The organism is Streptomyces composti, assembly GCF_012034205.1.
Taxonomy (GTDB): Bacteria; Actinomycetota; Actinomycetes; order Streptomycetales; family Streptomycetaceae; genus Streptomyces; species Streptomyces composti.
On the sequence record NZ_JAATEM010000004.1, the window covers coordinates 132,493 to 145,448 of the forward strand.

Annotated in this window: 9 protein-coding genes; 5 read left to right on the top strand and 4 right to left on the bottom strand. The window is 70.8% G+C overall.

Annotated elements, in window-relative coordinates:
- Positions 1–299 precede the first annotated feature (299 nt).
- From tkt to pgl, 5 genes are read left to right on the top strand one after another with little or no spacing between them, the layout of a single operon-like run.
- On the top strand, positions 300–2,387 hold the full coding sequence (tkt, locus tag HCJ93_RS05045) for a transketolase (RefSeq protein WP_167991440.1): 2,088 nt from the start codon (positions 300–302) through the stop codon (positions 2,385–2,387).
- Positions 2,388–2,421: 34 nt separating this feature from the next.
- Complete coding sequence (gene tal, locus HCJ93_RS05050; RefSeq protein ID WP_167991442.1) at positions 2,422–3,540, top strand: transaldolase; 1,119 nt, start codon at positions 2,422–2,424, stop codon at positions 3,538–3,540.
- A 4-nt stretch (positions 3,541–3,544) separates the two neighbouring features.
- Entirely contained in the window at positions 3,545–5,083 is a 1,539-nt protein-coding gene (gene zwf, locus HCJ93_RS05055) for a glucose-6-phosphate dehydrogenase (RefSeq protein WP_167991443.1), read from the top strand.
- Positions 5,080–6,180, top strand: a complete 1,101-nt coding sequence (gene opcA / locus HCJ93_RS05060; RefSeq protein ID WP_167991445.1) for a glucose-6-phosphate dehydrogenase assembly protein OpcA — start codon at positions 5,080–5,082, stop codon at positions 6,178–6,180. Before zwf ends, opcA begins: the two co-directional genes overlap by 4 nt.
- Positions 6,177–6,962 carry a 6-phosphogluconolactonase gene (pgl, locus tag HCJ93_RS05065; RefSeq protein WP_167991447.1) on the top strand — a complete coding sequence of 262 codons (786 nt, stop codon included), beginning with the start codon at positions 6,177–6,179 and terminating at the stop codon, positions 6,960–6,962. Before opcA ends, pgl begins: the two co-directional genes overlap by 4 nt.
- Positions 6,963–7,692: 730 nt before the next feature.
- Here the strand turns inward: pgl and HCJ93_RS05070 are convergent.
- From HCJ93_RS05070 to HCJ93_RS05085, 4 genes are read right to left on the bottom strand one after another with little or no spacing between them, the layout of a single operon-like run.
- On the bottom strand, positions 7,693–8,532 hold the full coding sequence (locus HCJ93_RS05070) for a carbohydrate ABC transporter permease (protein ID WP_167991448.1): 840 nt from the start codon (positions 8,530–8,532) through the stop codon (positions 7,693–7,695).
- The gene (locus tag HCJ93_RS05075) at positions 8,529–9,893 is read right to left on the bottom strand and encodes an ABC transporter permease (RefSeq protein ID WP_167991450.1); all 1,365 of its coding nucleotides are present in this window, start codon (positions 9,891–9,893) and stop codon (positions 8,529–8,531) included. The genes HCJ93_RS05070 and HCJ93_RS05075 overlap by 4 nt, the downstream gene beginning before the upstream one ends.
- 2 nt (positions 9,894–9,895) lie before the next feature.
- Entirely contained in the window at positions 9,896–11,227 is a 1,332-nt protein-coding gene (locus tag HCJ93_RS05080) for an ABC transporter substrate-binding protein (protein WP_167991452.1), read from the bottom strand.
- A 40-nt stretch (positions 11,228–11,267) separates the two neighbouring features.
- Complete coding sequence (locus tag HCJ93_RS05085) at positions 11,268–12,860, bottom strand: glycoside hydrolase family 13 protein (protein ID WP_373563555.1); 1,593 nt, start codon at positions 12,858–12,860, stop codon at positions 11,268–11,270.
- Positions 12,861–12,956 lie beyond the last annotated feature (96 nt).

Here is a 12,956-nt window from a genome sequence, read left to right on the forward strand (position 1 = left end):
CAGTAAAGGCTCGCGCGTACCACGCCACTCTAGACGTTGCCCGGACCCCGGCATTCGCGGGGGTCCGGTCGTGTTGGCGGACACCCTCCGAGGTGCGTATTCGAGCTCGATTGAGCGCGCGGGTGAGCGCGCTCGTATTCATCTGCCGAATGCAGGTCCGGGCAAGTCAGGAGGCGGATGGCGGTGAGGCCCGGCAGTCTGGAATGACCGGAAGAACGCGTGTCCTACGGGGGTAGGCTCGACACCGCCGGTGGGCCGTCATCGGCAGACGAACATGTGGAGAGGAGCCCTGACTCAGGGTGAGCACCAAGCCGACCACCACAGACCTCGAGTGGACCGAGTTGGACCAGCGGGCCGTGGACACCGCCCGCGTCCTGGCCGCCGATGCCGTACAGAAGGTCGGTAACGGCCATCCGGGTACGGCGATGAGCCTGGCGCCTGCCGCGTACACCCTCTTCCAGAAGGTGATGCGGCACGACCCGGCGGACGCCGACTGGGTCGGGCGGGACCGTTTCGTCCTGTCCGCCGGTCACTCGTCCCTGACTCTTTACACCCAGCTGTACCTGGCCGGATTCGGTCTCGAGCTGGACGACCTGAAGTCCTTCCGCACCTGGGGCTCGAAGACTCCGGGCCACCCGGAGTACGGGCACACGGTCGGCGTGGAGACCACGACCGGCCCGCTGGGCCAGGGCGTGGCGAACGCGGTGGGCATGGCGATGGCCGCCCGCTACGAGCGGGGCCTGTTCGACCCGGACGCGCCGGCCGGCGAGTCGCCGTTCGACCACTTCGTGTACTGCATCGCCGGCGACGGCTGCCTGCAGGAGGGCATCAGCGCCGAGGCCTCCTCGCTGGCCGGCCACCAGAAGCTGGGCAACCTGATCCTGCTGTGGGACGACAACCACATCTCGATCGAGGGCGACACCGAGACGGCGGTCTCGGAGGACACCGTCAAGCGGTACGAGGCCTACGGCTGGCACGTGCAGCGCGTGCAGCCGAAGGACAACGGCGACCTGGACCCTGCGGCGATCTTCGCGGCGATCCAGGAGGCGAAGAAGGTCACCGACCGGCCGTCGTTCATCGCGATGCGCTCGATCATCGCCTGGCCTGCCCCGCACGCGCAGAACACCGAGGCCGCGCACGGCTCGGCGCTGGGCGAGGAGGAGGTCGCGGCGACCAAGCGGGTGCTGGGCTTCGACCCGGAACGGACCTTCGAGGTGGCCGACGAGGTCATCGAGCACACCCGCAAGGCGCTGGAGCGCGGCCGTCAGGCCAGGGCCGAGTGGGAGAAGTCGTTCCAGGAGTGGCGTAGCAACAACCCGGAGCGGGCGGCGCTGTTCGACCGGATCGCCGCCGGTGAGCTGCCCAAGGGCTGGGAGGACAGCATCCCGGTGTTCGAGCCGGGCAAGGCCGTCGCCACCCGTGCCGCCTCCGGCAAGGTGCTGCAGGCGCTGGGCGCGGTGATCCCGGAGCTGTGGGGCGGCTCGGCCGACCTGGCGGGCTCCAACAACACCACGATCGACAAGACGTCGTCGTTCCTCCCGGCGGACAACCCGCTGCCGGAGGCCGACCCGTACGGCCGCACCATCCACTTCGGCATCCGCGAGCACGCCATGGCCGCGGAGATGAACGGCATCGCGCTGCACGGCAACACCCGCATCTACGGCGGCACCTTCCTGGTGTTCTCCGACTACATGCGCAACGCGGTGCGGCTGTCGGCACTGATGCACCTGCCGGTGACCTACGTGTGGACCCACGACTCGATCGGTCTGGGCGAGGACGGCCCGACCCACCAGCCGGTGGAGCACCTGGCGTCGCTGCGCGCCATCCCGGGTCTGAACATCGTGCGCCCGGCGGACGCCAACGAGACGGCGATCGCCTGGCGGGAGATCCTCAAGCGCTGGACCAAGGAGTTCGGCAAGGGCACCCCGCACGGTCTGGCGCTGACCCGGCAGGGCGTGCCGGTCTACGAGCCGAACGAGGGCGCGGCGCGCGGCGGCTATGTGATGTTCGAGGCCGAGGGCGGCGAGCCGCAGGTCATCCTGATCGCCACCGGCTCCGAGGTGCATGTGGCGGTCGAGGCGCGCGAGCAGCTCCAGGCGGCCGGTGTGCCCACCCGTGTGGTGTCGATGCCGTCCGTGGAGTGGTTCGAGGAGCAGGACCAGGGGTACCGGGACAGCGTTCTGCCGCCGTCCGTGAAGGCGCGGGTCGCGATCGAGGCCGGTGTCGGACTCACCTGGCACAAGTACGTCGGCGACGCGGGGCGGATCGTCTCCCTGGAGCACTTCGGTGCCTCCGCCGACGGAAAGGTGCTGTTCAAGGAGTACGGCTTCACGGCCGAGAACGTGGCCGCGGTGGCCCGGGAATCGATCGCCGCGGCTCAGCGCTGACGCTCATATACGACACGTAGGAGATGCAATTTCCATGACAGACGCACTCAAGCGCCTCTCCGAGGAAGGCGTCGCGATCTGGCTGGACGACCTGTCGCGCAAGCGGATCACGTCCGGCAATCTGGCCGAGCTGATCGACCAGCAGCACGTAGTGGGCGTCACGACCAACCCGACCATCTTCCAGAAGGCGATCTCCGAGGGCGACGGCTACGACCAGCAGCTGTCCGACCTCGCCGCGCGGAAGGTCAGCGTCGAGGAAGCCGTCCGCATGATCACCACGGCGGACGTCCGCGACGCCGCCGACATCCTGCGCCCGGTGTTCGACGCCACGGGCGGCAAGGACGGCCGGGTCTCCATCGAGGTCGACCCCCGCCTGGCCCACAACACCAAGGCCACGGTCGCCGAGGCCAAGCAGCTGGCCTGGCTGGTGGACCGGCCCAACACCCTCATCAAGATCCCGGCCACCCGCGCCGGCCTGCCCGCCATCACCGAGGTCATCGGCCTGGGCATCAGCGTCAACGTCACGCTGATCTTCTCTCTCGAGCGCTACCGCGAGGTCATGGACGCCTACCTCGCCGGTCTGGAGAAGGCCAGGGCCAAGGGGCTGGACCTGTCGAAGATCCACTCGGTGGCGTCGTTCTTCGTCTCCCGCGTGGACACCGAGATCGACAAGCGCATCGACGCCCTGGGCACCGACGAGGCCAAGGCGCTGCGCGGCAAGGCCGCCGTCGCCAACGCCCGTCTGGCCTACCAGGCGTACGAGGAGGTCTTCTCCTCCGAGCGCTGGCAGGCCCTGGAGCGCGAGGGTGCCAACGTCCAGCGTCCGCTGTGGGCCTCCACCGGGGTGAAGGACAAGGCGTACAAGCCGACCATGTACGTGGACGAGCTGGTCGCGCCCAACACGGTGAACACCATGCCGGAGGCGACCCTGTTCGCCACCGAGGAGCAGGGGAACATCACCGGCAACACCGTCGCCGGAACCTACGAGCAGGCCCGCGCCGACCTCGACGCGATCGAGCGGCTCGGCATCTCCTACGACGAGGTGGTGCAGCTGCTCGAGGACGAGGGTGTCGACAAGTTCGAGGCCTCCTGGAACGACCTGCTGAAGTCGACCGAGGCGGAGCTGGAGCGCCTCGCCCCCGCGGAGGGCTGAGACCTTGTCACCGCTTTCAGGTCCCGGAGCGAACCCGCTGCGTGACCCGGCGGACCGACGGCTCCCGCGCATCGCGGGGCCGTCGGGCCTGGTCATCTTCGGCGTCACGGGCGACCTGTCCCGCAAGAAGCTGATGCCGGCCGTGTACGACCTGGCCAACCGCGGGCTGCTGCCGCCGGGCTTCTCGCTGGTGGGCTTCGCCCGCCGCGAGTGGCAGCACGAGGACTTCGCCCAGGAGGTGCACGACGCGGTCAAGGAGCACGCCCGCACTCCCTTCCGCGAGGAGGTCTGGCAGCAGCTCATCCAGGGCATGCGCTTCGTGCAGGGCACCTTCGACGACGACGACGCCTTCGAGCGGCTGCGCGAGACCATCGAGGAGCTGGACAAGGCCCAGGGCACGGGCGGCAACTTCGCCTTCTACCTGTCGGTGCCGCCGCGGTCCTTCCCCGTCGTCATCCAGCAGCTGAAGAAGCACGGGCTCGCCGACCAGACGAACGGTTCCTGGCGGCGCGCGGTCATCGAGAAGCCCTTCGGCCACGACCTGAAGTCCGCCGAGGAGCTCAACGCGATCGTGCACGAGGTGTTCGCGCCGGAGCAGGTCTTCCGGATCGACCACTACCTGGGCAAGGAGACCGTCCAGAACATCCTGGCGCTGCGCTTCGCCAACCAGATGTTCGAGCCGATCTGGAACCGGTCGTATGTGGACCATGTCCAGATCACCATGGCCGAGGACATCGGCATCGGCGGCCGGGCCGGCTACTACGACGGCATCGGCGCCGCCCGCGACGTCATCCAGAACCACCTGCTCCAGCTGCTCGCCCTCACCGCGATGGAGGAGCCCGCCTCCTTCGACGCCGACGCGCTCGCCGCGGAGAAGACCAAGGTGCTCGGTGCCGTACGACTGCCGAAGGACCTGGGCAGGGACACCGTGCGCGGGCAGTACGCGGCCGGCTGGCAGGGCGGCACCAAGGTGCGCGGCTATCTGGAGGAGGACGGCATCGACCCGGACTCCAGGACCGACACCTACGCCGCGATCAAGCTGGGCATCGACAACCGCCGCTGGGCGGGCGTCCCCTTCTACCTGCGCACCGGCAAGCGGCTGGGCCGCCGGGTCACCGAGATCGCGGTGGTCTTCCAGCGGGCGCCGCACTCCCCCTTCGACACCACGGCCACCGAGGAGCTCGGGCAGAACGCCATCGTGATCCGCGTCCAGCCGGACGAGGGGGTCACCGTGCGGTTCGGTTCGAAGGTACCGGGCACCTCCATGGAGATCCGGGACGTGTCGATGGACTTCGCCTACGGCGAGTCGTTCACCGAGTCGAGCCCGGAGGCGTACGAGCGGCTGATCCTGGACGTCCTGCTCGGCGACTCGAACCTCTTCCCGCGCACCGAGGAGGTCGAGCTGTCCTGGAAGATCCTCGACCCGATCGAGGAGTACTGGGACCGCCATGGCAGGCCCGCCCAGTACCCGGCCGGTACGTGGGGGCCCGCCGAGGCGGACGAAATGCTCGAGCGAGACGGACGGAGCTGGCGCCGGCCATGAAGATAGACCTCACGGACACCACGGCCAGCAAGATCAACAAGGCGCTGGTGCAGGGCCGCCGCGCCATCGGCACCCCGGCCGTCGGCATGGTGCTGACGCTGGTCATCGTGACGGACGAGGAGAACGCCTACGACGCGCTGAAGGCCGCGAGCGACGCCTCGCACGAGCATCCCTCGCGCACCCTGGTGGTGATCAAGCGCGTCTCCCGCTCGCCGCGGGACCGCACCCAGTCCCGGCTGGACGCCGAGGTGCGGGTGGGCGCGGACGCGGGCACCGGCGAGACGGTGGTACTGCGGCTGTACGGCGAGGTGATCGACCACGCCCAGTCGGTGGTGCTGCCACTGCTGCTGCCGGACGCGCCGGTGGTGGTGTGGTGGCCGGTCAACGCGCCGCTGAACCCGGCAGCCGATCCGCTGGGCGCGCTGGCCCAGCGCCGGGTGACCGACACCTACGCCTGCGAGCAGCCGGTACGGGAGCTCGCGGCCCGCGCGGACGCCTACACGCCCGGTGACACGGACCTGTCCTGGACCCGGATCACTCCCTGGCGTTCGATGCTGGCCGCCGCCCTGGACCAGGTGGCGTGCAAGGTGCTGGGCGTCGAGGTGGAGGGCGAGGAGTTCAATCCGAGCTGCGAACTGCTGGCGATGTGGCTGGCGGACCGGCTGGACGTGCCGGTGAGGCGGTCCCTGTCCAGCGGGCCCGGGCTGACCGCGGTCCGCATGGACACCGACTGCGGGCCGATCGTGCTCGACCGGGCCGACGGCGCGCTGGCCACGCTGTCCATCCAGGGCCAGCCCAAGCGGGCGGTGGCGCTCAAGCGCCGGGACACCGCGGAGCTGATCGCGGAGGAGCTGCGGCGGCTGGACCCGGACGACACGTACGCGTCCGCGCTGCGCTACGGCGTGGAGCGTCTGAAGACGGCGGGGGACGACTCCCCCTCCCTCGCGGGTGCCGAGCCGCCCAAAGGAGCAGGGGCGGGAGAACGGGCCGGAGCGGACGGACCCGGCGCGGACGCCGAACCCGCCGAGACGGCTGCGGAAGCTCCCGCGGCCGCGGCGGCGGACGAGGCGCCGGTGAAGAAGGCGGCGGCGAAATGAGTCAGGCACCGCAGCTGGTCGTGCACCGCGACAAGGAACTGATGGCGCAGGCCGCGGCGGCGCGGCTGATCACCCGGATCGTCGACGCGCAGAGCTCACGGGGTTCGGCGTCGGTGGTGCTGACCGGCGGGCGCAACGGCAACGGTCTGCTGGCCGCGCTGGCGGCGGCGCCCGCCCGGGACGCGATCGACTGGGCCCGTCTCGACCTGTGGTGGGGCGACGAGCGCTTCCTGCCCGAGGGCGACCCGGACCGCAACGTCACGCAGGCGCGCCAGGCGCTGCTGGACTCCGTGCCGCTGGATCCGAAGCGCGTGCATGCCATGCCGGCCTCGGACGGCCCGTACGGCAACGACGTGGACGCGGCGGCGGCCGCGTACGCGGAGGAGCTGGCGCGGGCGGCGGGCCCGGAGAACCACGGTCCCGTTCCGGTCTTCGACGTCCTGATGCTGGGCGTCGGACCGGACACGCACGTGGCCTCCCTCTTCCCGGAGCTCCCCGCGGTCCGCGAGACCGAGCGCACGGTGGTCGGCGTCCACGGCGCCCCGAAGCCACCGCCCACGCGCATCTCCCTCACCCTCCCGGCGATCCGCGCCGCTCGTGAGGTCTGGCTCCTGGCCGCCGGCGAGGACAAGGCCAGGGCCGCGGCCATCGCCCTCTCCGGCGCCGGCGAGATCCAGGCTCCCGCGGCAGGCGCCTACGGCACGTCCCGCACTCTGTGGCTCCTGGACGCGGCAGCGGCATCCCAGCTGCCGAGATCCCTGTACCCCCCGGCGACACCGTAGGCCCCAGCCCGTTCCCGTCCCCCGGAAGCTCCGCCCCCCCGGGACGTGGCTTCGGTCGTGCAAGGGGCCTCGTCGCCGAGCGCCGGACAGGCTGTCACAGCCCGTCCGGCGCTTGTGCGTTCGGGCCCGAACGCCCCGGCTCATCCCGGCGCGCTGCATGGCGGGGCCGGGCGGAGTCCGCGCGGTGAAGGGCGTGCGGGGGGCAGCGTCGATCCCACCGGCACGCGGCAGCCCCGAGCACCAGCCCCGGACCCGGCGCAGCCCGGTGCGCGCCAGCCACGTCGGCGCCCGGACCGGCCGGAAGCCGGCGCCCCGGCGCGGGGAGCCCGGAAGTGCGGATGCCGGAAGGAGGGCTGGACGGGCGGAGCCCGGCCCTCCGGCAAGGTGGGGCGGAGGACCGGGCGGGGTGTCCCCCGGGCGACGGAGGGACGACCGGGAAGTCGGTCCCTGCCGCGGTGGTGATGCCCGGGGTGGCCGGAGGGGGGGGCGGGGCGGGATGCAACCCCCTCCGGGGATCGTGGGGAAGCCCGGCCTTCGGGGTGGAGATGCGAAGGCCGGGCGGGCGGCCCCCGGAGTGAACCCTCTCGGGGCTGGGGAAGACGGGGGCCGGGGCCGGAGGGGGCGGGGAGGAAGCAGGCCCTCCGGCGCGTTGCGGGGCGGGGCACCGGGGGCGGGGCCCCGGGAGGGGAACGGGCAGGGGCGGGAGGGGCGAAGGGACCCTGTGCGCGCCCTACTTGACGGAGCCTGCCATCACCCCCTGGACGAAGTGGCGCTGGAAGGCGAAGAAGACGACCACCGGGATGACCAGGGAGAGGAACGCTCCCGGGGCCAGGACGTCGATGTTGCTGCCGAACTGGCGGATCTGGGACTGGAGCGCCACGGTCAGCGGCTGCGACGAGCTGTCGGCGAAGAGCAGGGCCACCAGCATGTCGTTCCAGACCCACAGGAACTGGAAGATGGCGAGGCTGGCGATCGCCGGCCGGCCCACCGGAAGCACCAGGCGGGTGAAGATGCGCCACTCGCTGCCGCCGTCCATCCGCGCGGCCTCCAGCATCTCCTTGGGTATCTCCGCGAAGTAGTTGCGCAGCAGGAACACCGCGAAGGGCAGGCCGTAGGCCACGTGGAAGAGCACCACGCCGGGGATCGTCCCGAACAGGCCGAGCTGCCCGAACAGCTTGGCGACCGGCAGCAGACCGATCTGGACCGGGACCACCAGCAGCGCGACCACCACCAGGAAGACGGAGTCGCGGCCGGGGAAGTCCAGCCAGGCGAAGGCGTATCCGGCGAGCGCCGCGATGACCACCACAAGGACGGTGGCCGGCACCGAGATCAGCACGGTGTTCCAGAACGCCTGGGTCATGCCGGAGTTGTCCAGCAGCGCCGAGTAGTTGTCGAAGGACAGCTGCCCCGGGGCGGTGAACACCGTCCACCAGCCGCCCTTGGCGGTGTCCTCCGCGGAGCGCAGCGAGGAGAGGAACAGCCCGGCCAGCGGGGTCATCCAGACCAGGCCGATCACGACCAGGAACGCCTGCACCATCGCGCTGCTCAGGCCGCGCCGGATCGTCTTCATCGCTGACTCCTTCGGAAACGGCGGACGTTGAAGACCATGGCCGGGATCACCAGGAGCAGCAGCAGCACGCCGAGGGCGCTGCCGAGGCCCTGGTTGTTGCCACCGCCGAACGACACCAGCCACATCTGGGTGGCGAGCACGGTCGCGTCCTCCTGCACGGGGCCGGGGGCGATGATGTAGACGAGGTCGAAGACCTTCATCACATTGATCACCAGGGTGACGAAGACGACCGTGAGCACCGGCGCGAGCAGCGGTACAGTGATCTTGCGGAAGATCTGCCACTCGTTGGCACCGTCCATCCGGGCCGCCTCCAGGGCGTCACGCGGCAGGGTGGACAGGCCCGCGCCGATCAGGACCATCGCGAAGCCGGTCCAGATCCACAGGTAGGCGCCGATGATCGCCGGGGTGACGAGGGTGGGCCCCAGCCAGGAGATGCCGTCGTAGGGCTGCTCGAAGTTCTCCTTGGGCAGCTTGAGGGTGTACGAGCCGTCCTTGAGGCCGGTGAAGCGGAACGAGCCGTCGGCGGCGGTGGTGGTGCTCGCGACGGTCTTGCCGCCCTGGACCGCCTCGACCCTCATGCCGGGCAGTCCGCTCTCACGGGAGTCGACCACGCCGGGCTTGCCTCCGCCGCCGGGCGTGAAGTCGAGGTACACCACGCCGCGCACCTCGTCGGCGCCCGCCTCCTGGGCAGCGGCCTGCTGGGCGGGTCTGGCGTCGGCCGGCAGGTCCTTGGGGGCGACGCCGACCAGGCCGAGCGCGGTGGCGGAGCCGGGCGAGACCGGGGAGCCGGTGACGTAGGAGCCGTCCTTCTGCTGATTCAGGCCCTGCCCGTCACGGGCGCGTGCCGTCGGGTACTCGGAGCCCTCGTCGAAGGCGTCGTGGATCGACACGACCGCCGCGTTGAGGACGCCCTTGTCGGGATCCTCGTCGTAGGCGAGCCGGAAGATGATGCCGGCGGCCAGGAAGGACACCGCCATCGGCATGAACAGCAGCAGCTTGAAGGCGGTGGCCCAGCGGATCTTCTCCACCAGCACGGCCAGGATGAGGCCGAGTCCGGTGAGCAGGGTGGGCGCGACCACGACCCAGATGGCCGTGTTGCGGATGGCCTTCAGGGTGGTCGGGTCGCGGAACATCTCGGCGTAGTTCTCGCCGCCCACGAAGGTGTCGCCGGAGGCGTCGAAGAGGCTGCGGCCGATGGAGAACAGCACCGGATAGACGACCAGCGCGCCCAGCAGGAGCAGCGCCGGCAGCGCGAACAACAGGGCGATCACCCGGCCCCGGCGGCGCGAGCGCCGAGCGCGCGCGCCGTCGGGGCGGGCGGGCGACGAGCGCCTCGCCTCTTTCACCACGGTGGTGGTCATGGTCAGTTCCCGTAGGCCTTCGCCGCGGCGGCCTCGAGCTCGGCCGCGGTCTTCTTCGGGTCGGCCGGGTCGCGCAGGAAGTCCTGGAGGATCTTCCACTCGCCGGCGCCCTTGGTGCCGCCGAAGGCGGCGGGCGCCTGGTCGGACATGTCGAAGCGGACCGTGTCGCCGGCCTCGACCAGGGACTCGGCGGTGGCCCGGGTGACGTCGTCGCCGTAGGAGGAGAGGTCGAGCTTCTTGTTCGGGGAGAGGAAGCCGCCCGCCTCGGCCCACACGGCGGCGGCCTCGGGGCTGGCCAGGTACTCGACGAGCGCCATGCCGGCCTTGGCGTTCTTGCCGTCCTTCAGGACGACGGCCGCGTCGCCGCCGCTGACCACGGGCGCCTGGCCCTTGCCGACCGGCGGGAAGGGGAAGAAGTTGGCGTCGGTGCCGATGGTCTTGCCGAACTGGTCCTTGGCGACACCGGCGACGAAGTCGCCCTCGTAGACCATGGCGGCGTCGGGCTTCGGTCCGAAGACCTTCTCCACGGAGCCGGGGAAGTCGGTGTTCAGCGCCTCCTTCTGCCCGCCCGCGATGAGCTGCTTGTCCTTGAACAGCTTGCCGAGGGTGTCGAGCGCCTCGACCACGGTCGGGTCGGTCCACTTGATCTCGTGGGCGGCGAGCGCGTCGTACTTCTCGGGGCCGGCCTGGGAGAGGTAAATGTTCTCGAACCAGTCGGTGAGCGTCCAGCCGTCCTGGCCGGCGACGGAGAACGCCGCGAGACCGGAGTCGGAGATCGTCCTGCCGTTCTTCAGCATCTCGTCGTAGGTCTTGGGCGCCTCGACGCCGGCCTGCTCGAGAGCCTCGGGGCTGTACCAGACGGTCGACTTGTGGGCGGCCTTGAAGTACAGGCCGTACAGGGTGCCGTCGACGGTGCCGTAGTCCTGCCAGACCTTGGCGAAGTTGGCGTTCACCGCGGACTTGACCTTCTCGTCCAGCGGCTTGAGCCAGCCCTTCTCGGCGAACTGCTTGAGCACGCCGACCTGCGGGACCATCACGACGTCGGGGGCGTTGCCACCCTCGATCTTGCTGCCGACGACGGTGGAGACGTTGTCGCCGGTGGAGACGAACTGCGTCTTGGCGCCGGTCTTCTCGGAGAAGGCGTCCAGCACCTTCTGGAAGTTCTTCTGCTCGCTGCCGGACCAGACACCGGCCACGGTGACGGTCTGGCCGCTGAGGGACTTGTCGCCGCCGCCGGCCGAGACCGGGTCGTCGCCACCGCAGGCGGTGGCGGTCAGGGCGATGACAAGCGCCGTGCATCCGGTGATCAGGGTGGTGCGTCGGGTACGTCGCATCTTCGTTGATGTCCCTTCGGGATACGGGGTGCGGCTCGGCTCAGGAGTCGCTGATCCACCAGGCGGCGGTGGAGCCGGGGAGCACCCCGGCCGGGCACGGTCCGCTGGCGAGCAGCGGGGTGCCGGAGACCGGGGCGGGTACGGGGGCGGTGCCGAAGTTGACGGCGCAGACCAGGTCGCCGCCGCGGACGAAGGCGAGCACGCCGGGCTGGGTGTCCAGCCACTGCAGGGTGCCCTCGCCCAGCTGCGGGAGCGCGGCGCGCAGTTGCAGGCCGTCGCGGTAGAGGTGCCAGAAGGACTGGGTGTCGGCGAGTGCGCGGTCGGTGGCGTACTCGGCGAAGTACTCGGGCTGGGGCAGCCACGGCTTGACGCCTCCGGCACCGGAGGTGAAGCCGAACGGGGAGGCCTGCCCGGACCAGGGCAGCGGCACCCGGCAGCCGTCGCGGATGCGGGCCCTGCTGCCGGTGCGGCGGAAGATCGGGTCGGTGAGCACGTCGTCGGGCAGGTCGACGACCTCGGGCAGGCCCAGTTCCTCGCCCTGGTAGATGTAGGCGGCTCCGGGCAGCGCCAGCATCAGCAGCGCGGCGGCCCGGGCGCGGGCGGCGCCGAGGCCGCTGCCCTGCGGGGTGGGCTCGCCGTAGCGGGTGACGGTGCGGACCTGGTCGTGGTTGTTGAGGACCCAGGTGACGGTGGAGCCGGTGCCGGCGATGTCCTCCATCGCCTCGGATATGACCTTGCGGAAGGCGTCGGCGTCCCAGGGGGCGCCCAGCAGGTCGAAGAAGAACGCCTGGTGCAGCTCGTCCGGGCGGACGTACATGGCGTGCTCGCGGGCGCTGGGCACGGACACCTCGCCGACCAGCAGGCGCTCGCGGCCGTCACGGGCGGTGTACTCCTCGCACACGGCGCGCCAGTGCCGCCACACGTCGTGCACCTCGGGCTGGTTCCAGGCGAGCGGGTTGACCGAGTCGCGGGTGCGGGCGTCGGCCTCCGGGTCCGGGGAGTCGGGCAGGTCCGGGTGCTTGAACAGACCGGCGGCCACGTCGATGCGGAAGCCGTCGACGCCCCGGTCCAGCCAGAACCGCAGGGTGCGGTCGAACTCGGCGGCCACCTCGGGGTTGCGCCAGTTCCAGTCCGGCTGCTCGGGCGTGAACATGTGCAGGTACCACTGGCCGGGGCTGCCGTCCGCCTCGGTGATCCGGCTCCAGGCGGGGCCGCCGAACATGGCGTGCCAGTTGTTGGGCGGTTCGCTGCCGCCGGGGCCGCGGCCGTCGGCGAAGTGGAAGCGAGCGCGCTCGGGGCTGCCGGGCGGGCTGGCGAGGGCCTCGCGGAACCAGGGGTGCTCGCTGGAGCAGTGGTTGGGGACGATGTCCAGCAGCACCTTGATGCCCAGGCGGCGGGCCTGGGTGACCAGCAGGTCGAACTCGGCGAGGTCGCCGAAGACCGGGTCGACGTCGCAGTAGTCGGCCACGTCGTAGCCGTGGTCGTGCTGGGGCGAGGGATAGAAGGGGCTCAGCCAGATCCCGTCCACGCCGAGCTTCTTCAGATAGGGCAGGCCGGCCCTGACTCCGGCGAGATCGCCGATGCCGTCACCGGTGCTGTCCAGGAAGCTGCGGACATACACCTGGTAGATCACTGCGTCGCGCCACCACTGGCGGCTGTCGATGCGCTTGAGACTCACCCCGTCGAACCCGTCTGTGCGTGCTAGCGGTTATACATTCATGTTAAGTAG